Genomic DNA, 26,455 nt, shown 5'->3' with positions numbered 1-26,455 from the left:
GGGAACGGCGCGCAGTGCGCGCGACGAGGGGCAACGGTATGCAGCGCGTGGTGCAGTGATGGTGAAAGTTGCGCGCGTTGCGTGAACCGATTTCGAATGCGCGTGCGCGTGCACATTGCGTGCACATCGCGGCGTGTTCAGGAGGCTGACGCGTTCAGGAAATCATGCGCCGCGCAATCGCGATGCAAGACCCGAGACGCGTTGTGCACGCATTCCGAGCGCTGCACGCAGGCTCGTCTCCGATGCGCACACGTGCAACGCATTGCGTGCGCGCGTCATGGCGGTATAGACCAGTTCGCGCGACAAGGTGCGCGCGGGCTGCCGCGGCAATTGCACCCACGTCGTGTCGAATTCCGAGCCCTGCGCCTTGTGCACCGTCATCGCGAATGCACCTGCATGCGCGGGCAGGGCGCCCGGATGGAACGGGCGAAGCCCCGCTGCCGTGCGGAACCACACGGCGGTGCCGTCTTCGCCACGCAGGCACAGGCCCAGGTCGCCGTTGAACAGGCCGTGGCGATAGCTGTTTTCGGTGATCGCCACGAGTCGGCCGTGGAAATACGGATCGCGCTGCGCGCCGGCGAGCGCTTCTTCGATGCGGGCGTTCAATGCGATCGCGCCTTGCGGGCCGTTGCGCAGCGCCGTGAGCAGGCGTGCGCGTCCTGCTAGCGCGAGCGCAGCGGCAATGTCATCCGCATTGGCCGCATCGACGCTGCCGAGCTCCCGCCACGGCGTGAGCAGCACATCGCGCAGCGGAGGCGCCAGTGGATCGGCGACGTCTTCGTGGAAATCGACGCCGCGCAAGGTACCGCTGCGCAAGAGGGCGAGTGCCGTGTCTGCGTCGCCCTCGCGCACGGCCGTGGCGAGCGGTGCGAGATCGAGTGCATCGGACTGGCGGAAGGCACGCTGCAGGTTGACGCGGATGCCGCCGAAACCCTGCGTCGCCGCGACGGGCGCATCGCGCTCCATGGTGGTCGCTGCATCCGCGATCGCGGCGAGCACGTCGCCGGCTTCCACCGACGGCAACTGGTCGCGATCGCCGAGCAACACCAGGCGCGCGCCGTCGGGGATCGCTTCGACGAGCTTGCACATCAAGGGCAGGTCGACCATCGAGGCCTCGTCGACCACGACGAGATCGAATGCGAGCGGAAGGTCGGGGCCGTGGCGGAAGCGCGGACGATCGTGGATCGTGCCCAGCAGGCGATGCAGCGTGCCGGCGTCGCGGGGCAGTGCGTCGCACAAGGTGGCGTCGACGCCGTCGTTGCGCATTCCGTCGATCGCATTGCGCAGGCTTTCGGCCATGCGTTCGGCGGCGCGCCCGGTGGGGGCAGCGAGCGCGATGCGCAGCGCGCGGCCTCCTGCGATCGCGTGCGCCATGGAGAGCAACAACATGCGCGCGATCGTCGTGGTCTTGCCGGTGCCGGGGCCACCGGTGATCACCAGCAAGGGATGGCGCAACGCGAGCGCAGCGGCGCGGGCCTGGTGCGGATCGCGCGTCGCAGGCGGGAACAGGGTGTCGAACAACGGGGCGATGGGCGCGGCTTCCGCGTCGGGAAGCGATGCCGATGCGATGCGGCGCAGGCCTTGCGCGAGGCGACGTTCGTATTCGCGGTAGCGGCGAAGGAACAGCAGGTCGCCTTCCAGGACGAGCGGTAGCGCCGGGTCCGCGGGGTCCTGCGGCGCGGGCGTGTCGATCCAGCGCGACGCGCGCAGGGCCGCGCGGAGATCGTGCGCATCGGGTTCGCCGGCGATGTCGAACGCCGCATGCCCCTGCGCGATCGCGAACGCCGCGCGCTCGGCCGCGTCGAGCACGCGCGGATCGGTCGCCGGGTCCAGGCGTCGCAGCGTTTCGGCGAACGTGCGATCGAAGGTGCGCGGTGCGTCGTCATTCATCGGGAATGTGGCGCTCATGCAAGCTCCCGCGTGCCGCCGAGCAACGCATCCACCGCCTCGATGAGCGCGGGCGGGAACACAGGCGCGGCGATGCCGTGATCGCCTTCGAGCCCGCGACAGAACAGGTAGCGCACGCCGCCGAGGTGTATGCCCGGGTCGTACGACGCCCCCAGCCGCATGCGCAGCCAGCGATGCACGGCCACTGCGTAGAGCAAGGCCTGCAGGTCGTACTCGCTTGCGATCATCGCGTGCGCCAGCGCGTCGGCGTCGTACGCAGGCAAACGGTTCGACTTGTAATCGACCACGTACACGCGCCCGTCCACGCGATAGGTCAGGTCGATCTTGCCCGTCATCAGGCCCGCCAGCCGCGGCCACGCGCCGAAATCGCGGCGGCCCGGCGCGATGCCGTGCGCCTGCAGCAGCGCAAGAAGCGCCTGCGCATCCGCATCGGCCAGCGTGAAATGGAATTCCAGCTCGGCCACGCGCTCGGTCGGCGCGAGATCGGCCAGGCTCCCGCCTTCGGGCAAGGCGGCGTTGAGCGTGCGCGCGATCAGCGGCGCCAGTTCGCGCACGCCGGCATCGAAATCGGATTCGACGTAGTCCTGCGATAGCAGCGCCGCCTCCAGCAAAGGACGCTGTCCTTCCGGGATCGCACTGCCGTCGCCGCCGCGCCATGCGGCGAAATCGACATGCTCGAGCGCGTGGTGAATCGCGTTGCCGAAGCGCGTGCCGCTGAAACGCAGGCTCGCCGGGTCAACGGGGATCTCGGTCACCAGCATGGTGCGCTCATCGTCGGCGGGTGCATCTTCGACCAGGGCTTGCGCACCGTGCGCATGCTGGCGATGCAACTGGCTGAAGCTGTGGATCCACCAGTCGCGACGCAGGCGTCGGTGCGGCGTGCGCGGGGCGGGGACGCGTTCGGGACGCATGGGGGCGAGGCGCTGGCGGTCGCCGAGGTCCGGCGGTGTGTCGCGCAATTGCAGCGCGGGGCCGAGCGCGAGCCGCACTTCCGCATTCGGCAGGACGCCGCCGAACAGGCGATGCAAGGACGACACCTCGTTCGAAGCGAAAGGCGCTGTGCACAGCCACAAGGCATCGCGCGCACGCGTGAGCCCGACGTACAGCAGGCGCATGTCCTCGGCGGCGTCTTCGCGTTTGGAAGCAGCGCACGCCGCGTCCCACGCGGGCGCACCCGGATGCTGCATGCGTGTCTTGCGTTGGCGCACGCGTCGGCCGGCCTCGTCGTGGTAACCGACGAACTTGTCGTCGCGGCCGTTGCTGCGCCCGATGGCCGCGAAGGGCAGGAACACGAGCGGGAACTCCAGGCCCTTGCTCTTGTGCAGCGTGAGGATCTGGACGCGGCTCGCGTCGGATTCCAGGCGCGGCTGTTGTTCTTCGTCGTCGCGGTCGGCATGCGCGATGGCCGCGCGCAACCAGTCGACCTGGCCTTGCGGGCCGAGGCGACGCGCACGCGCTTCCTGCAGCTGTTCGCCGAGCTGCAGCAGGTGCGTGAGGCTGCGCTCGCCGCCGGCGAAGGCGAGCAGGCGCGACGCCTGTCCCGACAGCACTTCGGCGAGCATCGGTTGCGGCCCGTGCGTTTCCCAGCGCAGGCGCCAGTCGGCGAGGTCCTGCTGCCAGCGGCGATGGGCGTCGCCGTCGCTGTCCAGGGCCTGCAAGGCTTGCGCGTCGTAACCGAACAAGGGGGTCGCGAGCACCGCGCGCAGGCGGCGATCGTCGCCGGGCGTGCTCAGTGCGAGCAGCAGGGCCAGCAGATGCTGCGCCTCGTCCGATTCGTACAGGCTGCCGCGCCCCGCGCTCACGGCCGGGATGCCCAGGCGCGTCAGCGCGTCGCGGATTGCGATGCCTTCCTTGTGGCTGCGCACGAGCACCGCACAATCGCGCGCTTCGATCGGCCGCATCACATCGCCGTCGCGGCGCAGCGCGTGGCCTTCGCGTGCGGCGGCGAGCAGGTCCCGGATCTCGAGTGCGCAGCAGTCTGCAGCGGTGGCTATGGAATCCGGCGCGTTCCAGCGACCACCCGGCTTGTTCGGCAAGGCCTGCACCACGAGCGCGGGCGCGATGTGTCCCCCGCGCATGAAGTCGGCATCGCTGGCGCTGCCGCCCGCCGAAGTCAGCGCGAATGCGATGCCGTCGCCGAGCAGGCCGGCCTGTTGCGTGGCATGCGTGAACAGGGCGTTGACCGCGTCGAGCACGCATGGCCTCGAGCGGAAGTTGCGGTCGAGCGGCGCGGCGACCCGCGCGGTATCGCGTGCGGCAAGATAGGTCTGCACATCGCCGCCGCGGAATCGATAGATCGCCTGCTTCGGGTCGCCGACGAGCAGCAGCCCGCCTTCGCCGAACAAGCGTTCGAAGATCGTCCATTGCCGCGCGTCGGTGTCCTGGAATTCGTCCACGAGCACGAGGGGATATTGCGCGCGGAGTGCAGCAGCGAGTGCGTCGGCGGAATCCGGATCGGAGATGGCGACGAACACGTCTTCGACCAGGTCGTCGAAGTCGCGCACGTGGGCGTTGCGCTTCGCGGCCTGGTCGTGGCGGCGTGCGTCGTCGCGTATCGCATGCAGGCGGGCGAGGTCGCAGGCCTCGTCGGCGAGGAGCCAGCGTTCGACCACATCCGACAACGCGAGCTCGGGCGCGCGCGCGCCCCTCTGCGCGAGCGCATCGAGTCCGCTGCGCGTCAGGCGCACGAGTTCGGCGGGCGTACGGGTGGGTGGCGCGTCGGATTGCGCGTCGAACCATTGCCACAACGCGTCGACCGGCATGCCCTTGCGCTTGTCGCGGCTGAGCTGGCCGCGCGCCATCTGCGAGAGCAGGGTTTCGCGCGCATCCGCGCCGGTGTCGAGATAGACCTGGCGCACGTGGCGCCATGCATCGGTCCGCGATGCTTCGGCGTCGCCCCGCGGTGGCGGCGGGAGCAGCGGCTCGGGCGCGAGCATGTCGCGCATCGCGTCGGCGTGGGTGTCGAGACTGCCGAATGTGCGTTGCAGGAATTCGACGCCTTCGGCGGTCTTCGCATGTTCGCGCCACACGGCGACCGCCAGCGCGCTGCGCTGCGCCGCGTTGGCCGGTTCGATGTCGGTGTGGACCATCGGGTGTCCGGCGACCAGCGCGTGCTCGGCGAGCAGTCGTTGGCAGAAGCCGTGGATGGTGGTGATGGCCGCGAGGTCGAGGTCGCGCACGGCGCGGCGCAGGCGCAGGCGCAAGGCGGGGAGCGATTCGCTGGCCAATGCGGCGTGCAGCAGGCGACGCAGCAGCGCGGTATCCGCCGCGTCCCCGGCTTGCTCGGCAGGTGCGCCCTCCTGCCAGGCCTCCGCGAGCTTGGCGGCGCGCTGCAAGCGCAAGCGAACGCGCTCGTGGAGTTCCTGCGTCGCGGCCACGGTGTAGGTGACGGCGAGGATCTGCGGCACCGCGAGGCGTTCGACGATGACCGCGCGCGCGAACAAGCCCGCCAACGCATAGGTCTTGCCCGTGCCCGCGCTCGCTTCGATGAGGCTGCGGGCGTCGAGTGGCGTATCGAACACGGTGCTGCTCACTCGAGCACCTCCGCGTCCAACGGCACGGCGTCCTGGCCCAGGGCGCGGAACACGGCTTCTGCGAGTCGTGCGAAACGGAGCTGCGATTCGACGTCCTCGTCGATGAAGGGATCGCGGCCGCGCAAGGCGACGTGCGTGGCGGCGGTGGCTTCCGCGCGTTCGGTCTGGCCGTAGCGGTCGCCCGTCCAGGTCTGGCGCGCGGCGCGCAGCGCGGCGACGGCGTCCTTCTCCGCGAGCACCTGCACGTAGTCGTGCGCGCTCTTGGGCAGGAATACTTGCGGCGCGCGCAACGCCGCGTCGTGCCAGGCGAACAGCGAGTCGAGCGCGGCGATGGCGCGCTTTTCCGTCAGTGGCTTGAGGATGTTGAACTCGGGCGCGTCGTCCTTCGACGGCTTGGCGAGCTCGTACATCGGCAGGCCGAGCAGCGAGGCACACAGGCGATCCAGGCCGTGGCGGATCGCGTGGCCGCCATGCACGCCATCGGGCCGCAGGACCACGCGCAGCACGCGATCGCGATGCACGCCATCGAGCGTGCCGCGCAACACGCCGGCCGAGGAGGCATGCGCGACGGCCCGTCGCCGTGGTGCATCGCTGAAGCCCTTTTCGACGGCACGCATCGCGAAGGGGGCGATCTCTTCCAGCACCTTCGCGACCTGTGCACGCCCTTCCGCGCCCGGCGCCACCAAGGCACGCGCCAGCAAGCGCGCATGCAGCACGTGCGCATCCGGCTGGCCGCTCGCGCGCAACCAGGCATCGAACACCGCATTGCGCAACGCGTACTGTTCCAGCGCATCCGGTGCGCCGAGCGGTTCGTGTTCTGCGAGCGGCGCTTCGTCTTCCGGCAGGCGCAGGCCCAGGCCTTCCTGCAGGTAGACCGCGTGCGGCCGCATCAGCGAACGACGCAGGCGATCCAACGACAAGGGCGCGTGCACGAGGTCGCGCGCGGGCAGGCGCAGCGTGACGGGTGCGAATGGCGGCGATGCATCGGTCCCCGCGGTTTCCGTGGACGCCGCCTGCCACGCGGCGTCGTAACTGAAACGCCGCGGCTCGGTGCCATCGCCTTCGGCCAACACTTCGCCCGCATGCGGCGCGCCGTACGCGGACGGGGAGAAGGGCTGGAGGGCGTGGCGGACGACGAGCGTCTCGCGCACGTGGTCGGGATCGCCGCCGTGGTAGGCCGCCGCGGTGTCCAGCAATTCCGCCACCAGCGTGGAGGGCTCGCGGCGACTGTTGTCGCGCGGGTCCATGCCGCACCAGCTCAAGGACAGCACGCGACCGGCGGAAGCGAACAATTGCAGGAACAGGTAACGATCCGCGTCGCGCCGCGAGGGATCGCCCGTGCGGCGTTCCTTCGTGCCCAGTGCATTGGCGATGCGGTTGATCGGATCGCGGCCTTCGAATGCAGGGAACGCTTCGGCGTCCATGCCGAGCAGGCACACGACGCGGAAGGGGATCAGGCGCATCGGCACCATGCGGCCGAAGCAGATGCCGCCGGACAGGAACGGCGCACGCGCGTCGGCGCTTCCGAGTTCGGTGCGCAATTGTTCGAGCACGATCGCGTGTTCGACCGGTGTGTCGTAGTCGGCGCGCGCAGCGCCATCGGAGAAGCGGCCGATGGCATCGCGCAGGCGGCGCAGCAGCGCTGCGTCGGCGGTGTCGCGCGCGGGGGCAAAGGCTTCGCCGAGCAGGCGTTCCAGCAAGGTGGCCCACTTCGCGGGCGCATGCGGCCCGGTCAGCTGCGTGCGTGCATCGCGCAGCATGGCCACGCAACGCAGCAAGGCATCAAGCGATTCGGCGGCCTGGCCTTCCAGTTCCGGCCACGGCGCGATGCCGGCGATGTCTTCGCCGTCGCCGCTCGCATAACCGAGCAGGAGACGATCGATCGCGAATTCGAGCGTGTAAGCCTCGCCCTCGGCGCCGTGCCGCTGGCGATCGCGTGCATCCAGGCCCCAGCGCGCGCCGGCGGATTCCAGCCAATCCTGCACGCGCATGCGGTCGGCATCTTCCAGCCCGAAACGCGCGGCGATCGCGGGAACGGCGAGCAGGTCGAGCACGTCGGCGAGCGACGGCGCACGCAGCGGCAGTTCCAGCAATCGCAGGAACGCCTCGGCGATCGGGGCGCTCGCGAGCGGGCTCGTGTCGGCGATGGTGTAGGGCAGCTCGCGCGCCGTGCCGAGCGCGCCACCGAACACCGCTTCGATATGCGGCGCGTACGCATCGATGTCGGGCGCGAGCACCGCGATGTCGCGCGGTTGCAGCGGCGGTTCGCCTTCGCGCCCCTCGGCCTCGAGCAACGCGCGCAGCTGATCGTGCAGCACCTGCACTTCGCGCAGGCGCGTGTGGCAGGCATGGAATTGCAGGCTCGCGTCGAACTTGTCGACCTGCACGCGCGGCCACGCGGCATCGCTGTTCTCGCGCAGGGCCGCGCGGTTGTCGAGCAGGTCGGCCTGCATGCGGCCGAGCAGCGTGTCGCGCACGGGTTCGACGAAGGGCGCGATGTCGAAGGACGGCGTGGCGATGTCGCCGCCCACGAGCATCGCGACGAAATCGCGGCCGGCCTGGCCCCAGGCGGCGAGCAGCGGATTGGGGGCATCGGTGTGGGTGCCATCGCCCAGGAAGGCGTCGTCATCGGCGGGCGCGTAGCGCGCCCAGCGCCCGATGTCGCCCCAGAAGCCGCGGGCGGGCGAATGCAGGTAGAAGTGCTGCGTGCCGGCGCGCGACTGGCTGGCGATCACCTGCAATACGTCGGGCGAGACGTTCTGGCAGGCGAAGACGAACAGGCGCGGGGGCAGGCCGACCGGGGCCGTGCCGTCCTCGCCGAAGCGCGCGAGGTAATCGCCTACGCGGCGCGCACGATGGGCGCGATCCCGCGCGATGTTGCGCCAGAGGGTGGCTTCCCAATCATCCTTCGGCGGCCGTTGTTCCCATGCGCGCAGCCAGTCGCGGCGCCAGGCTTGGTACTTCTCATAGGTGTCGGCCAGCGCGTTGGCGAGCGACCAGGGCTTGCGCACGTCGTCGCCGTCCAGGAAGCGCGCGAGCGCCGGGGGCGGGCGACGCTGCAGTTCGCGCAGCACGTGCCAGCGCAGGGTGTCGGGGTCGAGGCGGTCTTCGGGCGGGGCCGGGCCGAGGTTGGCGTCGAGGGCGAGGTCGACGAATTCACCGGGTGTGAGGAAACGCAGGTTCGCGCAGATGCCGGTGGCTTCGGCCAGCGCCTGCTGCAACCAGCGGCGCATCGAAAACTGCGGGACGAGGACGATATCGGGCCGCAACCAGTCGCCATCGGCCGGCGCGCGTGCGATTTCCGCCGCCAGCAAACCGGCGAGCACGTCGAGCGCGTTGCCGTGGTAGAGCCGGAAGTCGGGGCGTCCCTGCATCCGGGCATGATGCCGGACGCGGTCGCATCCGCTAAGACCGGGCCGGGAATCGCCGCTGCGCATCGCGAACCTGAGAGAATGCGCGACCGCGCTAGGCTGGCATTCAGCGCCCGCTGGCCAAGCTGCGCCGCATTTTCTTGAATACGCATCCAGGATCCGAGCCCCGCGTGTCCGCGTCGCCCGACTCTCCCGCCGTCCGCATCACCGACCTCCGCCTCGACCGCGGCGGCCGCACCGTGCTGCGCGATGTCGCGCTCGAAGTGCCGCGCGGCAGCGTCACGGCCGTGCTGGGTCCCTCGGGCAGCGGCAAGTCGACGCTGCTGGCGGCGCTGACCGGCGAACTCGTTCCCGCCGCCGGCCGGGTCGAAGTGTTCGGCGCGGCGGTCCCGCGCTCCCAACGGGCGCTCCTCGAGATGCGCAAGCGCATCGGCGTCCTGTTGCAGGGCAACGGCCTGCTGACGGACCTCACCGCGGCCGAGAACGTCGCGCTGCCTCTGCGCGCGCACACGAACCTGCCCGATCCGGTGATTCGCCGCCTGGTCGAAATGAAATTGCACGCGGTGGGCCTGCGCGCCGCCGCGGACCTGTTCCCGCGCGAGCTGTCCGGCGGCATGGCGCGCCGCGTCGCGCTCGCCCGCGCGCTGGCGCTCGATCCGCCGCTGATGATCTACGACGAACCGCTGACGGGCCTGGATCCCATCGCGAGCGGCGTGGTCATGAGCCTGGTGCGCCGTTTGAACGACACGCTCGGCCTGACCAGCATCGTGGTCACCCACCACGTGCACGAAACCATGCCGGTGGCCGACCACGCGATCGTGATCGCGAACGGCCGCATCGTGTTCTCGGGCACGCCGGATGCGCTGGCGGAATCGCGCGACCCGCTCGTGCGCCAGTTCCTCGATGGCCAGCCCGACGGTCCCATCGCCTTCGATACTGCGGCGCGCGCGCCGGAGGCTGCCTGATGCCCTTCGTTGCCGCCACCCGGTCGCTCGGCGCCGCCGGCCTGTTCGCCCTGTCGGTGCTGCGCGCGTCGAAGCCGACCCGTGATTTTTTCGCAGAGCTCACCCGCGAGATCTACAAGATCGGTGCGCGTTCGCTGCCGATCGTGGCCGCGGGCGGTGCATTCGTGGGCCTGTCGGTCACGTTGCTCGGCTATCGCGCGCTGGAAACCTACGGTGCGACGGGCCAGGTGAGCGCGTTGCTCGGCCTGGGCCTGTATCGCGAACTCGGGCCGGTGCTCACGGCGCTGCTGTTCGTCGGGCGCGCCGGTTCGTCGATCGCGGCCGAACTCGGCCTGATGCGCGCGACCGACCAGATCACCGCGCTCGGCCTGATGGCGATCGATCCGGTGGCCAAGACCGTCGCGCCGCGCTTCTGGGCCGCGGTACTGTGCGTGCCGCTGCTGACCGCGTTCTTCATCAGCCTGGCGGTCACCGCCGGCTACTTCGAAGCCGTGCACGTGATCGGCATCGACGGCGGCACGTTCTGGCAGACGATGAAGGACAGCGTCGATTTCCACGACGATTTCCTCGTCGCCTTCATCAAGGCTGCGATCTTCGGCGCGACGTCCGCGCTGGTCGCCGCCTACGTCGGTTTCCACGCCGAACCGACGATCGAGGGCACCTCGGTCGCCACCACCCGCGCGGTCGTCAATGCCTCGCTGCTGGTGCTGATGTTCAATTTCGTCCTTTCCGCCTTGTTGTTCAGGAGCTGATGGCCATGCGCGGTCCCCGTCTCGAATTCGCGGTCGGCGCGTTCCTGCTGCTCGCCCTGGCGAGCCTGCTGGTCCTGGCGCTGGCCTCCACCAACAACAAGTGGGGCTTCGGCGGCCACACGTATCCGCTCAAGGCGCGCTTCTCCTCCATCGGCCAGCTGCGCACCTCGGCGCCGGTGAAGATCGGCGGCGTCGTGGTCGGCCAGGTCTCGGACATCAGCCTGGATCCGGTGAAGTTCGACTCCATCGTGACGCTGTCGATCGACGACCGTTACAAGGACCTGCCCGCCGACACCTCGGCCGGTGTGTTCACGGCCGGCCTGCTCGGCGAAAGCTACGTCGGCCTCTCGCCGGGCGGCGATGTCGAAACCCTGAAGACCGGCGACGAGATCGCCTTGACGCAGTCGGCCGTCGACCTCATGCAACTGGTCGGCAAATACATGTTCGCGGGCGGCGGCGAGAAGCCGGCCGCCGCGTCCACCACGTCCACTCCCTCCGACGCCCCCACGGAGCAGTCCAAATGAAGCGTTCGCAATCCGCCACTCGCGTGTCCCTGCGCGGGCTGACCTACCAGGCCCTCACCGTCGCTGCGTTCGTCGCCGCAACGGCGCCGGCGCTCGTGCATGCGCAGGCCGCCACGCCGGCTGCCGCACCGGCCGCCGCCGCCACCACGCAGGGCACGCCGAGCCAGCTCGTGCTGGCCAACAGCAACCGCATCGTGGCCACGCTCGAAAAGCGCCGCAGCGAGTTCAAGTCGAACCCCGCCGCGCTCGACAAGTTCATCTCCACCGAATTCAACACGATGTTCGACCGCGACTACGCGGCGCGCCTCGTGCTCGGCCGTCACGGCCGCGGCGCGTCGGATGCCGACGTGAAGCTGTTCGCCGACGCGCTGGCCGACAGCCTGATGTCCCGTTACGGCTCGGCGCTCCTGAGCTTCGACACCGGCCTGAAGGTGCGCGTGAAGTCGGAAACACCGCTGCGCGGCGGCGCGATCGTCAAGGTGTCCAGCGAGTATCTGCGCGCGGGCGGCCAGACCACGCCGGTCGACTACCTGATGCGCAAGACCGGTGCGAACTGGCAGGTGTTCGACGTGATGGTCGAAGGCGTGTCCTTCGTGCAGACCTTCCGCAACCAGTTCGATGCGCCGTTGAACAACAAGTCGATCAAGCAGGTCGCCGCCGACCTGCGTGCCGGCAAGATGCAGGCCGATGCGGCCCAATGACGCCCCGGCCGGCGTGACGCGCGATGGGGACACGCTCGTGTTCTCCGGCGTGTTGTCCCGCGATGCCGTTGCGTCCCTCTGGCCACGTGCGCTGGCACAGGTGGCCGGCGTTCGCCGGTTCTCGCTGGACGCCGTACCGTCGGTGGACAGCGCCGGGCTCGCGCTGCTGGCCGAACTTGCCTCGCGCGCCGGCGGCGGGATCACCGTGGCCGGTGCACCGCGGGGCCTGGCCGAACTGCGCAGTGCGTATCGGCTGGATGCGGCGCTCGCCTTCGCCGCCGCCTGAACGCGGCGCCCACCCCTTTACAATCGTCGGCATGGATCGCCCCTCCGTACTTGTTCGCGCGCCCTTTCCGCGTGCGCTGATCGTCGGTTCCCTCGCCCTGTGCGCGCATGCGGCGCTGGCGCAGGACATCGCGTCGCCGCTTTCCCTGCCCGCGCCGGTGACGGCGTCGGTGCCTGCCGCGACGAGCGTGTCGCTGCCGAGCGCAACGAGCATCGCGCCGCCGGCTGCCACCAGCGTCGACATGCCCGTCGCCGGCACCATCCAGGTGCCTGTCGCTTCGAGCGTGGCACTGCCGTCCGGTGCCAGCGTCGCGATGCCTGCTGAAGGCGGTGTGCCGACCACGGCCGAATCCGATTACGACGCGCTCTATGGCACCGATGCGACGTCCTCGGCCGACGACGGGCTGCCCGCGCCAGCGGCCCAGTTCGAAGCGTTCGACCCGTGGGAGCCGTTCAACCGCAAGATGCATGCGTTCAACAACGGCGTCGACCGCCACATCGCCAAGCCCTTGGCGAAGTTCTACATGGCGGTGCTGCCGCGTCCCGTGCGCCTGGGCGTGAGCAACTTCTTTTCCAACCTGTCGCAGCCGCTGACGATGATCAACTCGCTGCTGCAGGGCAAGCCGAAGGAAGCGGCGCAGGCGCTCGGGCGCTTCACGATCAACACGACGCTCGGCATCGGCGGCCTGTTCGATCCGGCGACCGAAGCGAAGATCCCGCACAACACCGAAGACTTCGGGCAGACGCTTGGCGTGTGGGGATGGAAGCGTTCGCGCTACGTCGAGCTGCCGCTGTTCGGGCCTCGTACGGTGCGCGACATGTTCGGCATGGCCAGCGATGCGCCGTTCGGCCTGACGCGCCAGGTCGATAACGACACGGTGCGTTGGTTCCTCCAGGGCCTGAACCTCGTGGACGTGCGCACGCAGCTGATGTCCGTGGATGCGATGCGCGAAGGCGCCACCGACGATTACACCTTGGTGCGCGATGCGTGGCTGCAGCGCCGCAATTACCAGATCTGGGGCGACCGCACGACGCAGGACGACTCGTCGCTGCCGGATTACCTGCGCGACGACTCCAATCCGGACGTGCCGGTCGACGCGATCCCGATCACGCCGATGGACGGCGGGCGCTGATCAGCGCTCGTCGGAGAGCGTTTCGGGATCCAGGTCGATCTCGTCCGGCAGCAGTTCGGTCGGCAGCTTCTTCTTCCCCTTCACGCCGAGTTCGACCAGGCGCCGCGCACGCGGGATGACCGCCTGCGTGGAATCCTCCAGGCGATCGCGCGCGGATCGGTACGCCTTCGCCGCGTCCTCCAGGCCGGTGCCGACGGAGGCGAAGTCGGCAAGGAAGTTGATCACCGAATCCAGCAGCAGGCCGCCGGTCTTGCTGATTTCCAGCGCCTGCTTCTGCAACTTTTCCTTCGTCCACAGGCGCTCGACCACGCGCAGGACGGCCATCAGCGTATTGGGCGAAGCGAAGACGACACCCTTGCCGAAGGCTTCGGACTGCAGCTCGCCGTCGAAGCCGAGCGCGGCCGACAGCGCGCCTTCGATCGGCACGAAAGCCACGGTGACATCCAATGCGGAATCGCCCAGCGCCTTCGGATAGTTGCGGTCGGCGAGGTCGCGCACGTGCTGGCGCAGGCCGACCGCGTGCCGGCGCAGCGCTTCCTGCTGCGCTTCCGGCGTCTCCGCATTCATCGCTTCTTCCCACGCGACGAGATTGACCTTGCTGTCGACGACGACGCAGCGATCGCCCGGCAGGCGGATCACGATGTCGGGGCGCAGGCGGCGGCCTTCGTCGTCGGTGCTGGAGTGCTGGCGCTCGTAATGCGCGCCTTCTTCCAGGCCCGAGCTGCGCAGCACGCTCTCGAGCATCAGCTCGCCCCAGTCGCCGCGCACCTTCGCGTTGCCCTTCAGCGCGCGCGCCAGGGCCGAAGCCTGCGTGGCCATGTCCTGGTTGAGCGTCTTGAGTTCCTGCACGGCGCCGAACAACGAGGCGCGCTCCTTGGATTCCTCGCCGTACACCGTGTCGATGCGCTGGCGGAAGGCGCCAAGCTGGTCGGCGAAGGGCTTGAGCATCAGCTCGATGTCCGCCTTCGACTGGCCGGTGGCCACGCGCACGTTCTGTTCGAACTGCTGGCCACGCTCGTGGAAGGCCTTGCCGGCGAGCTCGGTGAACTTGGCCGACAACTCGTTCTGGGCGTTGCGCACGAAGGCTTCGGTCTCGGCGCGCGCGCGCTGGGCCTGCTCGGCTTCGGCGCGTGCGCGTTCGATGGCGGTGGCATCGTCGCGGGCGCGTTCGCGCAAGCGGGCGATCTCCGCGCGCAGTTCTTCGCGTTCGCCCGCGCGGGCCTGCAATTCGCCTTCCAGGGCGGCGGTGCGCATCTGGGCGTCGATCCGGGCGGTGTCGTCCCCTGTGGCCGGCTTCGGCTTGATCAGCAGGGCGCCGACGGCGAGCCCCAGCGCCAGTGCGAACACACAGGCGACGATGAGCGTCATGGTCATGGCGGCGGTCCTCCCTCTGGCGTGGGCAGTGTATGCGCTGCGCGCATCTCAATGCCTGCGACCGCCGCCGATCGCGATGCGGGTTGCTTCAATCCAGCACGCGGCAGAACGCTGCCTTCAGGTACCGCGATTCCTGGACCTGGGCGAGGAACGGATGGTCGGCGCCCGCGCCGGAGACCTTCAGCACCTGCACGGTGCGGCCGGCGTAGAACGCGGCGCGGCGCAGCATGTCGAGGAACTGTTCCTCGCTCACCAGGCCCGTGCACGAGAAAGTCGCGAACAAGCCGCCCGGCTTCACCACGCCCAGCGCCAGCTTGTTCATGTCCAGGTACTTCTTGAGCGCGGGGATCACCTGCTCGCGGTCGCGCGTCATCTTGGCGGGATCGAGGATGACCACGTCGAACTGCTCGCCGTTGTTCCCCGCATCGCGCAGCCACGGGAAAATGTCGGCCTGCACGAAGCGCGGGCGCACGTTGTTGAGGCGGGCGTTGGCCTTGGCGATCTCGATGACGTCGTTGTCGATGTCGATGCCCACCACTTCGGTCGCTCCGCGCGCCGAGGCGTACACCGCGAAGCCGCCGGTGTTGCAGCACAGGTCGAGCACGCGTTTGCCGGTGCACAGGTGCGACAGCCACTCGCGGTTGTCGCGCTGGTCGGCGAAGAAGCCGGTCTTGTGCGCGCCCGCGGGATCGGCGCGGAAACGGATGCCGTGCTCGGTGATCGTCGCCGGCGCCGCAGGCTCGGAGCCGCGGAAGTCGAAGGACTCCTGCTTCTGCACGTGTTCATCGGCGAAGGCATGGAAGCGGCAGCCGGGGAACTGCGCGCGCAACGCGTCGTAGATCCACTCGCGGTGGCGGAACATGCCTGCGCTGAAGAATTCGACGACCAGCAGGTCCGCATAGCGATCGACGACGAGTCCGCTCAGGCCGTCGCCTTCCGAATGAACGACGCGCCAGGCGTCGCTCACCTTGTCGAGCTGCAGGATGTCGCGACGCAGGCGCACGGCCTCGGCGATCTTGCGGGCGAACCAGTCGGCGTCGACGGCGATGTCCTGGTCGGCCTCGAGCAGGCGGATGGCGATGCGCGAGTGCCCGTTGTAGAAGCCGCGGCCGACCCAGTCGCCTTCCACGCCGAAGACATCGACGAGACTGCCGGGCTTGGGCTTGGTCGGGGGTTTTTCGACGAGCTTCTGGAAAATCCAGGGATGCGAGGACCGCCAGGCGTTGCGCAGGCGGACGGTGGGGAGTGCGAGGGCGTCCATCCGGCGATTTTACGCGGTGCGGCCCTTGCAACCGTGAGGCCGCACCGCCATCACCGGTTCCATGGACCTGCCCACCCACGCGATGCCCGCCGATCCCCGCGCCCAGCGGGCCCATGACCGCCGTCGCGTGAAGCGCGCCGCGCTCCTGAGCGCGGGGGCCGCGGTGCTGCTCACCCTCGTGTATTCGGCGCAGGACACCTTCGACGTCGGCGCCTGGTCGGTCATCCCCGGCGCGTGGTCGGGCCTGCTCGGCGTGCTGACGGCGCCGCTGTTGCACGGGTCCATGGACCACCTGCTCTCCAACGTGCTCGCCCTGCTGTTGCTGGGCACGCTCGCCGGCAGCGTGTATCCGCGGGCGACCTTGCGCACGATCCCGCTCGCGTGGCTCGGCTCCGGGCTCGCCGCGTGGTGGCTCGGTTCGCCGGGCTCGCATCATCTCGGCGCGAGCGGCGTGTTGCAGGGGCTGGCGTACCTGGTCGTCGTGCTCGGCCTGTTGCGGCGCGACCGGCCTTCGATCGCGGCGGCCATGGTCGCGCTGACGTTCTCGGGCGGCTTGCTGGTGACGGTGCTGCCGCACGATCCGACGGTGTCGTGGCAATCGCACCTGGGCGGCGCCATCGCGGGCATCGTGTCGGCCTGGCTGTTCCGCAACGCGGATCCTATGGGACCGCGGCACCGCTACAGCTGGGAATTCGAGGACGAAACGACGGAAGACACCGACGCGGGTTAAGTCAGTTCCAGGAAACCCGATGGCACCAAGGCCGTCGCGAGCATCACGCCGTTGATGTCTTCGTGCGCGCGCCAGCTACTGTCGCCGCCCTGTTGTTCGACGTCGAGCCACGTCGCCGTGATCGTCCGCGCGATGGGCACCTGCGCCACGAGCGAATCCAATGCCGCGCGCAACGCGGGTTGCGTGTCGAGCGAAGCCGCATCGCGTTCCAGCGCCGCCCACAGGCGCGTGGTGGCCTGCAATCCGATCGCAAGCCCGAGTTCGCGGAATGCCAGGCGTTGGGAGGTCGGCCGCGAGAACGGTTGCGTCGCGAGATAGCGCGTCAATCCGCTCGCCGCCGCGCCCACGACCAGGCCCAGCAAGGGGTTGTCGCCAGGCCGCACGCGCAACAATTGCGCGAGCCGATAAGCGTCCGTGAGCAGTCCGCCAATGCCGAGCGGATCGTCGGTGAGCAGGTTCGTGCCCGCGACGATCGCCGCCATCTCGCGCAGTTCTCCATCCAGTTCCGGTCCATGCCCCACGCGTTGCGGCGGGCGATGCGCGCGCAATTGCAGGTAGGTGATCAGGCCATCCAACGGATCGTGCTGGCCCATCGAAGGCACGAGGGGCGCGGACAGATCGATGCGCATCTTCCAGTACATGCGTTGCGGCGCACCCGGCACCGGCGTGTAGGTGAAGGCGCGATGCGCCGCTTGCGCGAGTTCGCGCGCCCAGCGGCCGGCATCGGCCTGCCCGGTGCGGCGCGCGACGAGATCGAGCGCGTGCATCCACTTCGTCAGGTAATGGAAGTACTGCCCGTCGCGGTCCCATTCGAGCTCTGGATCCACGCCTGCATCGGCGTCGCGTTCCGGCAAAGGCTTGCCGATGCGCAGGCCGCCGCGCGTGGGATGCACTTCGCCGGTTTCTTCGTCCATGCCGCCGATCCATCCCTTGCGCGCATCGTCTTCGCGATGGCGGCCGAGGACGGCATGCACCTGGTCGACCAAGCGTTCGGCGAGTTCGTATTCCTCGAGCGCGATGAAGTTGCACACCGCGAACGCATCGGTCCACAGGTACCGGCGCGGCGGCAGTGCGCCGACAAGGCCGGTGCGCTCGGCGAACGACCGCATGAGTGCAGCAGCCGTGCGGGTGTTCTCATCGACCGGCGCGGCGTGCGCCCGGCGTGCAGGATGGGAGGCCATGACCCCGATGATCGGGTCGCGTTCGCTGCCGTTTCGTGAAAATCGTCGTTCGGTTAGCGCAGGCCCAACTGCCGGTCGTGAATGCGCGACAGCAGCAACAACGACGCGATCGCACCGCACAGGCACATGAACATGTCCCACTGCGTGTCCCACACATCGCCCTGGGCCGCGAGGAAGGCGTCGGCGTCCGCGCCCATCGCCAACGCGGCCCACCATTCGAGCAACTCGAAGAAGGCGCTGAAGCTCAAGGCCGCGGCGACGCACAGGTAGGCCAGCCAGGCACCGGGGCGCAGCGGCGTGCAGCGCACGAGCAGTTCGCGCGCGAGGATCGCCGGTACGAAGCCCTGCATGAAATGCCCGAGACGGTCCCAGGGATTGCGCACCGCGTCGAAACCCATCGCGCGGAACGCATCGCGCATCGCGAAGCCCAGGGGCGTTTGTGCATACGTGTACATGCCGCCGTGGATCAGGACGAGGGCATGCAGCGCCAGCAGCACGCACAGCAACAACGTGAGGGGAAAGGCTTTCCACCGCCACGCGATGAAGGGCAAGCCGAGGATCACCCACACCACTTCCATCAGCCAGGTCGTGCGATCCCGGGCCAGGAGACCGGAGACCACGAGGGCCCCGGCCACGAGGAGGGCGAGCACCCAGGCTTCGGCCGGGCGCGGAGGACGGGCGATGGACGCGGTCATGGGCCCCCTTTCACGCGAATTTCGCGCGGGGATCATCCGCCCGGCCGGAGGATCGGCGCAACAACGCAAGTCCATTGCGCCCGAACCGGCTAGCATCTTTCACAGGAATCCTTCGGTCCCCCGCCATGGCCAACCCCACCGCCGCCACGCCCAACCGCGTCGAACACCAGCTCACCGACAAGGGCTACGTGCCGGTGTACACGACGGCCGTGGTCGAACAACCCTGGGCGAGCTACACGTCCGACGACCATGGCGTGTGGGCCACGCTGTTCGAGCGCCAGCAGCAGGTCCTCGTGGGCCGCGCGAGCGACGAATTCCTGCGCAACCAGCGCGCGATGGGCATGACGCCCGATCGCATCCCGAAGTTCGACGACCTCAACGCCGTGCTGCGCAAGACGACCGGTTGGGAACTCGTCGGCGTGGAAGGCCTGTTGCCCGAACTCACCTTCTTCGACCACCTCGCCAATCGCCGCTTCCCGGTGACGTGGTGGATCCGCAAGCCCGAGCAGCTCGATTACCTGAGCGAGCCGGATCTTTTCCACGATCTCTTCGGCCACGTGCCGCTGTTGATGAACCCCGTGTTCGCCGACTACATGGAAGCCTACGGGCGCGGCGGCGTGAAGGCGCACGGCATCGGGCCGGAGGCGTTGGTCAACCTGACGCGGCTGTATTGGTACACGGTGGAATTCGGGTTGATCAAACAGGCCGACGGTTTGCGCATCTACGGGAGCGGCATCGTCAGTTCGAAGGGCGAGTCGATCCATTGCCTCGAGAGCGCGGCGCCGAACCGCATCGGGTTCGATCTCGAGCGCATCATGCGCACGCGTTATCGGATCGATACCTACCAGAAGACGTATTTCGTCATCGACAGCTATGAGCAGTTGATGGAAGCGACGCGCCCGGATTTCACGCCGATCTACGCCAAGCTTGGGCAGCAGGACTCGTTCCCGGCTGGCAAGGTGCTCGATACCGACGCGGTGTTCAACCGCGGTACGGGGGAAGGGTGGCTTAACGACGGGGACGTCTGAGGGTCGCTAGACGCCGTTCCACAAGACGGGCGTTCCGCCGCGAGCTGCCGTGTGCTCCTCGCCGCTCACATACGGCAAGCTCCCGTCGAGGAGCACACGACATCTCACGTCGGCCCGCTCGCGATCCGATGTTTGCGCGGAGCGTCTGGAATGCGCGTGTCACCGCGATGCGATCGCGTGCGCCAATTCCCGGCTGCGGAGGGTCGGCACTTTGCCCCCTCGCTCGCTGCATCGGCATGCTGCGTCCCGCTTCGGAGGGCAAGGTGCCTAGCGACAAAGTTGGAAGCGCTCCTTCGGATGGAGGGAGCGTTTTCGCTTTTGCCGAAGGCGCGGATCTGGCAAATGAGGTGAGGCACGTCGCCCTTCGAAGCGGGACGCAGCATGCCGATGCAGCGAGCGAGGGGGCGATGTGCCGTCCTTCCGGAGCCGGGTGTAGGTGCGAGGCATTCGGATTGCGGCGGCCCTTCACACCAGACGCTCCGCGAGGGCATCAAGTTGCGAGCGGTCCGACGTGAGACGTCGTGTGCTCCTCGACGGGAGCTTGCCGTATGTGAGCGGCGAGGAGCACACGACGGCTCATGGCGGAACGCCCCTCTCGTGGAGCGTCAATTCCCGCCGCCCACCGTACGCAAGTAACCCGCCAGCCCACGCACGTCGGTCTCCTCGAACACCTCGCCCGTTTCCTCGAAGGACTCGATGCGATCGGGCCGGAAGCTGCGGAAATCCGTGCGCAGGCGACACCATGCACCGATCGTCCAGCTTCCGCCCCAGAACGCGAGGCACAAAGGCTCGATCTCGCGCGTGCTCGTCGCCTCGTCCTGCGCGCGGTAATGCAGGCGCAACACGCGATGGCCCTCGATCGCATCGTGCAGACGATCGATCATCCCGCTGGATTCCAGGCGCGCGACCTCCGGCGCGAAGATGCGGCTGCGCGCACTGCGTTCGCGCAGCTCCGGCGGCAACACCGCCTCGATCTTCAGCAACGCCGCCTTGGCGCCATTGCCCAAACGCGTACCACCGAACGCGCGCACGAAACGCGTCCCGACGACGAGGGCCTCGAGTTCGTCTGCGTTGAACATCAGCGGGGGAATGTCCGCCCCCTTGCGCAGCACGTAACCGACGCCCGCCTCGCCTTCGATCGGCACGCCCGAGAGCTGCAGGTCGGCGACGTCGCGGTACACCGTGCGCAGCGACACGCCGAGCGTGTCGGCCAGGCGATGCGCGGGCAGGGCTGCGCGACGACCGCGCAGGGCGTGGATGAGGAGGAACAGGCGGTCGGCACGGCGCATCGCGCCATGATGGCGCGACCTCAACGCAGGCGCGAGCGCGACGTGGGGGCCAGGCGCAGCACCTGGGGCGGCCCTTGCAGGCGACGACCGAGCGCGACGGCCAATGCACGCCAGCCGGGCGCGGACACGAGCTTTTCGCGATACGCGGCGTGCGCGCCCACGTCGGCGAAACGCGCGAACCATGTGAAGACGTGCTCGCCTTCGCGCACCGGCAGGCGCGGGAAGGTGTTGGGTGCGTATTCGGTGGAGAAGCTCGCGATCGCGGGACCGCCCGCTGCGGCGAAGGCCGGATGCAATTCGGCGGCGAAGAAATCGAGGAAGTCGATGTCGACGGGGGCGTCGAAGCTGTAGATCGTCGCAACGATCACGCCGCCATCGCGCACCTCACCCCGCGCGGGCAATGCATCGTCGAGCACGAACGCGGATGCGGGCGCGGCGGGACGCAGCAACAACACGTCGTCCGAATCGATCATGGTCGCGTTGGCGGCATCGCGATGCGCCTGCCACGCCGGGCCGCCGTAGAAGCGCTCGAGCGCAGCGCGGCGAACGTCCATGTCCTCGAATCCGCGCAACCACACGAAACGATCCGGCGCATCGAGATCGCGGAACTGCCCGAGCACCGAGATCCCCGCCTCCGCCTGCGTGTCGAGGAACTCTCGTTCGAAGAGGTCAATCAACGTATCGCGGCGCCCCGGATGCAGCGTGTACTGGCGCAACTCGACGATAGGCGAATGCAAGGCCGGCGCGATCGCACGCGGCAGGGACTGCGGATGTTCGAGCAACATGCGGGCGGCCTCGAGCGGGAAGCCTGCAGCCTGCGCCCGGGCTGCTGACAGCCTGTTGTCAGCAAGGATGAGGGCCAGCGTGCCTCAATCGACCGGGGGCGGCTGGGGCCAATCGCCCGCATCTTCCATCGGTTGCACATCGGCGGGGTCGACGCCTTCGGTCGCCCGTCCCGCGCGCACCACGACGATCTGCAACTCATGCGTACAAGCCGCGGCGTCCGGCACGCGCGTGCAATCGGTGAAGCCCACGCGCGAATCCGGCGCGTCTTCGGGCACGGCGAGCACGAGGTAGTCGCCGCGCGGCAGCTTGTCGATGCGAAAATGGCGTTGGCCGTCGGGCGTTGTCGTGCAGGTCGGCACGCCGTCGGCGAGTTCGAATGCGCACACGCGAACCGAGGCGGACGGGTCGCCCTGGCGCTGCACGGTGCCCGTGATCGCGCCGGGCGCGAGGGCTTCGTCGGTGAGCGCGCATTGCACGGTGGTGTCGCCCAGGTCGGTGCCTTCCGACAGCATGCCCACGCCGGTGGACAGCGAGGTGCGCAGCGATTCAGGCGGCGCGGGCAGGATGATCGTGGAGATCTCGTTCTCCGGACGCCCGATCACGAACCAACCGATATCCGCCTGCGCCAGGTGCAGCGGCGGCGCGATCGCGCATTGCAGCGGTGCGGCGTTCGTCGGCGGACCGGGCGCGACGCTGCACTTCATGCCGGGGATCTTCGACAAATGACGCTGCTGCAGGTCGATATCGCTGCGCAGGAACGCGCGGTCGCCGCAGGTCAGCATGCTGGCGAGCCATGCGCGCATCGACGCATCGGCTTCCTCGCGCGCGGTGCTCGCATCGACCGGCGCCGTCGTCGCGGGCGCCTGGGCGTCCTTGCTGCACGCGGCGGGCAGCAAGGCGGCGCCAGCGAGCACGCCCAACACCAGGATGCGAATGCAGGCCATGCGGTCCGCCCTCGAATGGATGGGTTGGACGTTACCGCCTTTCCCGGTCCGCGAGGCGACAGCGGCTGAACGACCGGCGACTAAGCGCGCGGCTTGCGACGAATGGGGATGGAGCCCACGGGAACGGTCGTGACTTCGAACCCGCCCTCACGAATGGGCGCGCCCGGCTCGGGCGCCCAGGCCATCGCGGTGATGGTTTCCCAGGTGGCGGGCAGGGTGCCGTCCTCCGCGCGGAAGGTCTCGTAGGCCCGCGCGGCGGCGGCGAAGCGCGCGCGGCCGGTCAGCGTATGGCGCCGCGATTGCAGCGCGTTGGTCGCGCCGATCGCGCGCAATTCGCGCATGAGGGCGGGCAGGTCCGCGTAGCGCGTTTCGTGGAGGTCGCGGTCGAGCACGGGATTGCGGAAGCCCGCGTGCACCAGCGCATCGCCGAACTGCGCGATGGTGGCGAAGGGGCTCACGTGCGGTGCCGCATCGGCATGCGCGAAGGATTCGCGCAGTTCGAACAGCGTGTCCGGGCCGAAGGTCGACACCAGCATCAGGCCACCGGGCTTGAGCACGCGACGGAAGCCCGCGAAGGCCGCCGGCAGGTCCTCGACCCATTGCAGGCAGAGATTGGAGAACAACACATCGACGCTGCCTTCGGCGAACGGCAGCGCGCGCACGTCGGCGCACACGCGATCGAACGGACGCCACCAGCCGCTGCGCTTGCCGGCTTCGCGCAGCATCGGCATCGCAAGGTCGACCGCGACCACGCGCGCCTTCGGCCAACGCTTGCGCATCGCGGCAGTGGCGCGGCCCGGGCCTGCGCCCAGGTCGAGCACGCATTGCGGCGGCGGGAGCGCGAGCTTGGGGTCGTCGCGATAGTCCAGCGATTCCAGCAAGTGGCCTTCGACTTCGTGCTGCAGCGCGGCCGCGGCGTCGTAACCATGCGCGGAACGCGAGAAGGCGCGGCGGACGTGTCGTTTGTCGAACAGTTCGGTCACTGCGCCATGTCCTGCAGGAAGCCTTCGAGGCGCAAGGCGACTTCATCGGCGTGGGTGAGGAAGGGCGCGTGGCCCGCGTGTTCGATCACGTGCATGTGCGCCCCGGGGGCGAGTGCGGCGGCGTCGCGCATCGCACGCGGGTCGACGAGGCGATCGCGGCGGCCGGCGAGCCACAGGCTCGGCGTGCGCAGCGTCGGCAGTTCGGCGCGCAGGTCGGTGGTTTCGAGCAGTTCCAGTCCATCCGCCAGCACCTGCGCGGACGGTTCGCCGCGCGCGAACAGATCGTTGCGCAGGGCATGGATTTCATCCTTCGCATGGTCGGAGCCAAAGGCTTCGAGGGCGACGAAGCGATCGAGCGTGGCGCGATAGTCGTTGCGCAGGCCAGCCGCGAAGTCGCGGAAGATTTCCGCCGACACACCGTACTTCCAGTCCTCGCCGCGCACGAAGCGCGGGCTCGCGCAGAGCATGGCCAGGCGCGGCACGGCTTCCGGGCGCGTCGCGGCCGCATGCAATGCGATCAGTCCGCCGAGCGACCAACCGCACCAAGGCGCGACGGGCACGTGAGCGGCGATCGCGTCCACGCAGGGATCGAGCGCGAGCGGCAGGTCGCAGGCGCGGCTGAGGCCGTGACCCGGCAGGTCGACGACGTGCAAGGTGAAACTCTCGCGCAGGCGCGCCACGAGCGGCGCGAACACGCCGCCGTGCATCGCCCACCCGTGCAGCAGCACGAGCGGCGGACCGTTGCCGACCACGTCGATGTGCAGGCCCGCACTCATCCGTGCGGTTCCTCGGGCAGCGGGATCGGCGTTTTCGACGGACGCGAAGCGAGCCACGCGAAGGCCACGATGCCGATCATCACGACGCACGCCCCCCACACGGCAATGCCGTGCGGCCACGTTTCACCGAGGAATGCGACGCCGATGACCATCGCGAACAGCAGCTCCGCCGCCTGCATCGCTTCGGCGGCCCCGAGTGCGGCGGGCTGGTTGCGCACCATGCCGGTCGCCTGGAAGAACAGGATGGTCGCCACGATGCCCGCGCTCATCGCCACGCCGCCGGCGAGCGACACCTGTTCCCACGACGGCCACCCGACGTGCTGCCACGCGAATGCAGCCACGAGCAGCCACAAGGGTTGGCTCGCGAGCGTCATGCCGAACACGCGCTGGGTCGCGGTGAGATGTTCGCCCGTGCGCTCCAGGTGCAGCAGCAACAGGCGATTGCCGATGGGATACAGCGTGGCGGAGGCCAGCACGCAGGCGAAGGCGATCCAGCCCGCGCGATCCAGGTGTCCCTTCGCATGGCCGATCTGCAACATCGCCACGCCGACGAGGATCAGCGCGCCGACGGCGAGCGCGGAGGTCGGCACCTTGGCGCGCGCATCGCGGTACAGCAGCGGCGCGCACAACATGCCCGCCACCACGGTGAACTGGAAGCTGCCCGCCACGAGCCACGAAGGACCACTGTTCGCTGCGAACGACAACAACAGGTAGAACGCGACGAAGCCGATCGACGCACACGAGAACCATGGCCCCGGATGCGCACGTATCGCGCGCAGCACCGGCCCGACGCCACCTTGCCAAGGCATCAGCGGCAAGAGCAGCGGCAGCGTGATGAGGTAACGAAGCGCAGCGATCCACGCCCAGTGGCCACCTTCGTTCGCGCTCACCCGGTTGAGCACGTAGGTCATGGTGAAGAACAGCGCCGACAGCAACGCAATGCCGATCGCCGCGAGCGCGCGGCGCGTGTCGTGCGGGCCCGCGGTCATGCGTGCTCGAGCGCGGGTGCGCCGTTGCCGAAGCCCTGGTCGATGGCATCGCGCGCCCATGACAGGGCGTTGAGCAGCGCGTCGATGTCCGCCGGCGTGTGCAGAGCCGACAGGGTGATGCGCAGGCGCGACTTGCCTTCGGGCACGGTCGGCGGGCGGATCGCGGAGATCCAGAAACCCTGCGCTTCCAGCGCCTTCGCGTAGGCCAGGGCGTGTTCTTCGTCGCCGCAGGGCAAGGGCTGGATCGCCGTGTTCGACGCCATCAGTTCGAAGCCGCGCTTGCGCGCACCTTCGCGGAAGCGTGCGATCGCGGCTTCGAGTTTTTCGCGGCGCCAATGTTCGCGGCGTGCAAGCTTCACCGCGGCGAGCGAGGCCGCGGCCTGCGCCGGCGGCAAGGCCGTGGTGTAGATGTAGGGGCGCGCGGTTTCGGCGAGGTGGCGCACGAGGTCCGCGTCGCCGACGACAGCGGCGCCATAACTGCCCAGCGCCTTGCCGAACGTGACCAGTTGCAGCGGCACGGCGGTGGTGTCCAGGCGCGCGGCGGCGACGCTGCCGCGCCCGTCGGGCCCGAGCGTGCCGACGCCATGCGCATCGTCGACGTACAGCAACGCGTGCTGCACGCGCGAGACAAGGGCGAGTTCGCGCAGCGGCGCGAGGTCGCCATCCATGCTGAAGACACCGTCGGTGGCCACCATCGCGCCCACGTCCGGCACGCTGCGCAACTGGCGCAGCGCACCTTCGGCATCGCAATGCGGATAGCGGCGCAGCTTGCAGCCGGCCAGGCGCGCCGCATCGATCAGGCTCGCGTGGTTGAGGCGATCCTGCACGCACACATCGTCATCACCGAGCAGTGCCTGCACGACGGCAAGGTTGGCGAGATAGCCGCTTCCGAACAGCAGCGCGCGCGGTACCTGCAACCAATCCGCGAGTTCACGCTCCAGCGCGTCGTGCACCTGGTGGTGGCCGCAGACCAGGTGCGAGGCCATCCCGCCCGCGCCATCGCGCGCCGCGGAATCCTGCAGCGCGTTCACCACGCCGAACTGATGCGCGAGTCCGAGATAGTCGTTGCTGCAGAAGCCGACGAGCCAGTGGCCATCGACTTCGTAACGCACGCCGTCGCGCCGCGCCACGTGGCGACGGACGCGGATGCGCGATTGCGCGTCCCGCTGCGCGCGCGCCTGGGCGATGCGCTCGTGCAGGCGGGGACGCATGTCAGGCCGCTTCGCCGGTGATCCCGGCGTGCACGG

The 26,455-nt window shown here is 69.1% G+C and carries 21 protein-coding genes and 1 pseudogene; 8 read left to right on the top strand and 14 right to left on the bottom strand.

Translation table 11 applies throughout. The annotated features are described in order from the left end of the window. Window positions 1–162 precede the first annotated feature (162 nt). The 3 genes from recD to recC are packed head-to-tail and all read right to left on the bottom strand — an operon-like array spanning window position 163 to window position 8,815. On the bottom strand, window positions 163–1,908 hold the full coding sequence (recD, locus tag LVB87_RS04825) for an exodeoxyribonuclease V subunit alpha (protein WP_232899777.1): 1,746 nt from the start codon (window positions 1,906–1,908) through the stop codon (window positions 163–165). Continuing rightward, on the bottom strand, window positions 1,905–5,441 hold the full coding sequence (locus LVB87_RS04820; protein ID WP_232899776.1) for an exodeoxyribonuclease V subunit beta: 3,537 nt from the start codon (window positions 5,439–5,441) through the stop codon (window positions 1,905–1,907). Before LVB87_RS04820 ends, recD begins: the two co-directional genes overlap by 4 nt. Continuing rightward, window positions 5,438–8,815, bottom strand: coding sequence for an exodeoxyribonuclease V subunit gamma (recC, locus tag LVB87_RS04815; RefSeq protein ID WP_232899775.1), 3,378 nt, complete (start codon window positions 8,813–8,815; stop codon window positions 5,438–5,440). Before recC ends, LVB87_RS04820 begins: the two co-directional genes overlap by 4 nt. A 167-nt stretch (window positions 8,816–8,982) precedes the next feature. Between recC and LVB87_RS04810 the strand changes: the two genes are divergently transcribed. The 6 genes from LVB87_RS04810 to LVB87_RS04785 are packed head-to-tail and all read left to right on the top strand — an operon-like array spanning window position 8,983 to window position 13,172. Then, a complete protein-coding gene (locus tag LVB87_RS04810) occupies window positions 8,983–9,777 on the top strand; it encodes an ATP-binding cassette domain-containing protein (RefSeq protein ID WP_232899774.1) in 795 nt (264 codons plus the stop codon). After that, the gene (locus tag LVB87_RS04805) at window positions 9,777–10,529 is read left to right on the top strand and encodes an MlaE family lipid ABC transporter permease subunit (RefSeq protein ID WP_232899773.1); all 753 of its coding nucleotides are present in this window, start codon (window positions 9,777–9,779) and stop codon (window positions 10,527–10,529) included. The genes LVB87_RS04810 and LVB87_RS04805 overlap by 1 nt, the downstream gene beginning before the upstream one ends. Beyond that, window positions 10,529–11,053 (top strand): outer membrane lipid asymmetry maintenance protein MlaD, encoded by a 525-nt coding sequence (gene mlaD, locus LVB87_RS04800; RefSeq protein ID WP_232899772.1) that lies wholly within the window; start codon window positions 10,529–10,531, stop codon window positions 11,051–11,053. Before LVB87_RS04805 ends, mlaD begins: the two co-directional genes overlap by 1 nt. Next, on the top strand, window positions 11,050–11,754 hold the full coding sequence (locus LVB87_RS04795) for an ABC transporter substrate-binding protein (RefSeq protein ID WP_232899771.1): 705 nt from the start codon (window positions 11,050–11,052) through the stop codon (window positions 11,752–11,754). The genes mlaD and LVB87_RS04795 overlap by 4 nt, the downstream gene beginning before the upstream one ends. Next, window positions 11,741–12,040 (top strand): STAS domain-containing protein, encoded by a 300-nt coding sequence (locus LVB87_RS04790; protein ID WP_232899770.1) that lies wholly within the window; start codon window positions 11,741–11,743, stop codon window positions 12,038–12,040. Before LVB87_RS04795 ends, LVB87_RS04790 begins: the two co-directional genes overlap by 14 nt. Before the next feature lie 31 nt (window positions 12,041–12,071). Next, window positions 12,072–13,172 (top strand): VacJ family lipoprotein, encoded by a 1,101-nt coding sequence (locus LVB87_RS04785; protein ID WP_232899769.1) that lies wholly within the window; start codon window positions 12,072–12,074, stop codon window positions 13,170–13,172. Here LVB87_RS04785 and rmuC read toward each other — a convergent pair whose 3' ends face one another. Both rmuC and LVB87_RS04775 read right to left on the bottom strand, forming a co-directional pair. Then, the gene (gene rmuC, locus LVB87_RS04780; RefSeq protein ID WP_232899768.1) at window positions 13,173–14,546 is read right to left on the bottom strand and encodes a DNA recombination protein RmuC; all 1,374 of its coding nucleotides are present in this window, start codon (window positions 14,544–14,546) and stop codon (window positions 13,173–13,175) included. Between the two features lie 88 nt (window positions 14,547–14,634). Continuing rightward, on the bottom strand, window positions 14,635–15,807 hold the full coding sequence (locus LVB87_RS04775) for a class I SAM-dependent rRNA methyltransferase (RefSeq protein WP_232899767.1): 1,173 nt from the start codon (window positions 15,805–15,807) through the stop codon (window positions 14,635–14,637). Between the two features lie 82 nt (window positions 15,808–15,889). Between LVB87_RS04775 and LVB87_RS04770 the strand changes: the two are divergent. Beyond that, window positions 15,890–16,510, top strand: a pseudogene (locus LVB87_RS04770) (rhomboid family intramembrane serine protease); the annotation flags it as partial. 23 nt (window positions 16,511–16,533) lie between these two features. Here the strand turns inward: LVB87_RS04770 and LVB87_RS04765 are convergent. Both LVB87_RS04765 and LVB87_RS04760 read right to left on the bottom strand, forming a co-directional pair. Next, window positions 16,534–17,718 (bottom strand): hypothetical protein, encoded by a 1,185-nt coding sequence (locus LVB87_RS04765; protein ID WP_232899766.1) that lies wholly within the window; start codon window positions 17,716–17,718, stop codon window positions 16,534–16,536. Between the two features lie 53 nt (window positions 17,719–17,771). Continuing rightward, entirely contained in the window at window positions 17,772–18,413 is a 642-nt protein-coding gene (locus tag LVB87_RS04760; protein ID WP_232899765.1) for a DUF2238 domain-containing protein, read from the bottom strand. Window positions 18,414–18,538: 125 nt separating this feature from the next. Between LVB87_RS04760 and phhA the strand changes: the two genes are divergently transcribed. Beyond that, window positions 18,539–19,441: a phenylalanine 4-monooxygenase gene (phhA, locus tag LVB87_RS04755; RefSeq protein ID WP_232899764.1), complete on the top strand. Its 903-nt coding sequence runs from the start codon at window positions 18,539–18,541 to the stop codon at window positions 19,439–19,441. Between the two features lie 605 nt (window positions 19,442–20,046). On the opposite strand, the gene LVB87_RS04750 is transcribed toward phhA, so the two are convergent. From LVB87_RS04750 to bioF, 7 genes are all read right to left on the bottom strand, one after another. Continuing rightward, window positions 20,047–20,730 carry a YafY family protein gene (locus LVB87_RS04750; protein WP_232899763.1) on the bottom strand — a complete coding sequence of 228 codons (684 nt, stop codon included), beginning with the start codon at window positions 20,728–20,730 and terminating at the stop codon, window positions 20,047–20,049. 20 nt (window positions 20,731–20,750) lie between these two features. Beyond that, window positions 20,751–21,515 (bottom strand): NIPSNAP family protein, encoded by a 765-nt coding sequence (locus tag LVB87_RS04745; protein WP_232899762.1) that lies wholly within the window; start codon window positions 21,513–21,515, stop codon window positions 20,751–20,753. Between the two features lie 84 nt (window positions 21,516–21,599). Further along, window positions 21,600–22,460: a carboxypeptidase-like regulatory domain-containing protein gene (locus LVB87_RS04740; RefSeq protein ID WP_232899761.1), complete on the bottom strand. Its 861-nt coding sequence runs from the start codon at window positions 22,458–22,460 to the stop codon at window positions 21,600–21,602. A gap of 80 nt (window positions 22,461–22,540) precedes the next feature. Then, window positions 22,541–23,443 (bottom strand): malonyl-ACP O-methyltransferase BioC, encoded by a 903-nt coding sequence (gene bioC / locus LVB87_RS04735; protein ID WP_232899760.1) that lies wholly within the window; start codon window positions 23,441–23,443, stop codon window positions 22,541–22,543. Then, on the bottom strand, window positions 23,440–24,207 hold the full coding sequence (gene bioH, locus LVB87_RS04730) for a pimeloyl-ACP methyl ester esterase BioH (RefSeq protein WP_232900458.1): 768 nt from the start codon (window positions 24,205–24,207) through the stop codon (window positions 23,440–23,442). Before bioH ends, bioC begins: the two co-directional genes overlap by 4 nt. Before the next feature lie 8 nt (window positions 24,208–24,215). Further along, window positions 24,216–25,208 carry a multidrug resistance efflux transporter family protein gene (locus LVB87_RS04725; RefSeq protein ID WP_232899759.1) on the bottom strand — a complete coding sequence of 331 codons (993 nt, stop codon included), beginning with the start codon at window positions 25,206–25,208 and terminating at the stop codon, window positions 24,216–24,218. Next, entirely contained in the window at window positions 25,205–26,419 is a 1,215-nt protein-coding gene (gene bioF / locus LVB87_RS04720) for an 8-amino-7-oxononanoate synthase (protein WP_232899758.1), read from the bottom strand. The genes LVB87_RS04725 and bioF overlap by 4 nt, the downstream gene beginning before the upstream one ends. Between the last annotated feature and the right edge of the window lie 36 nt (window positions 26,420–26,455).

It is taken from the genome of Lysobacter sp. KIS68-7 (assembly GCF_021284745.1).
Lineage (GTDB): Bacteria > Pseudomonadota > Gammaproteobacteria > Xanthomonadales > Xanthomonadaceae > Noviluteimonas.
This window is presented reverse-complemented; position numbering and strand designations above follow the sequence as displayed.

Coding starts and splice junctions, on each gene's coding strand:
- LVB87_RS04790 (WP_232899770.1), top strand. CDS start 11,741: ATGCGGCCCAATGACGCCCCGGCCGGCGTGACGCGCGATGGGGACACG.
- LVB87_RS04740 (WP_232899761.1), bottom strand. CDS start 22,460: ATGGCCTGCATTCGCATCCTGGTGTTGGGCGTGCTCGCTGGCGCCGCC.
- mlaD (WP_232899772.1), top strand. CDS start 10,529: ATGGCCATGCGCGGTCCCCGTCTCGAATTCGCGGTCGGCGCGTTCCTG.
- LVB87_RS04785 (WP_232899769.1), top strand. CDS start 12,072: ATGGATCGCCCCTCCGTACTTGTTCGCGCGCCCTTTCCGCGTGCGCTG.
- LVB87_RS04775 (WP_232899767.1), bottom strand. CDS start 15,807: ATGGACGCCCTCGCACTCCCCACCGTCCGCCTGCGCAACGCCTGGCGG.
- LVB87_RS04760 (WP_232899765.1), bottom strand. CDS start 18,413: ATGACCGCGTCCATCGCCCGTCCTCCGCGCCCGGCCGAAGCCTGGGTG.
- LVB87_RS04725 (WP_232899759.1), bottom strand. CDS start 25,208: ATGACCGCGGGCCCGCACGACACGCGCCGCGCGCTCGCGGCGATCGGC.
- recC (WP_232899775.1), bottom strand. CDS start 8,815: ATGCAGGGACGCCCCGACTTCCGGCTCTACCACGGCAACGCGCTCGAC.
- LVB87_RS04805 (WP_232899773.1), top strand. CDS start 9,777: ATGCCCTTCGTTGCCGCCACCCGGTCGCTCGGCGCCGCCGGCCTGTTC.
- recD (WP_232899777.1), bottom strand. CDS start 1,908: ATGAGCGCCACATTCCCGATGAATGACGACGCACCGCGCACCTTCGAT.
- LVB87_RS04750 (WP_232899763.1), bottom strand. CDS start 20,730: ATGCGCCGTGCCGACCGCCTGTTCCTCCTCATCCACGCCCTGCGCGGT.
- bioF (WP_232899758.1), bottom strand. CDS start 26,419: ATGCGTCCCCGCCTGCACGAGCGCATCGCCCAGGCGCGCGCGCAGCGG.
- rmuC (WP_232899768.1), bottom strand. CDS start 14,546: ATGACCATGACGCTCATCGTCGCCTGTGTGTTCGCACTGGCGCTGGGG.
- LVB87_RS04795 (WP_232899771.1), top strand. CDS start 11,050: ATGAAGCGTTCGCAATCCGCCACTCGCGTGTCCCTGCGCGGGCTGACC.
- phhA (WP_232899764.1), top strand. CDS start 18,539: ATGGCCAACCCCACCGCCGCCACGCCCAACCGCGTCGAACACCAGCTC.
- LVB87_RS04765 (WP_232899766.1), bottom strand. CDS start 17,718: ATGGCCTCCCATCCTGCACGCCGGGCGCACGCCGCGCCGGTCGATGAG.
- LVB87_RS04745 (WP_232899762.1), bottom strand. CDS start 21,515: ATGTTGCTCGAACATCCGCAGTCCCTGCCGCGTGCGATCGCGCCGGCC.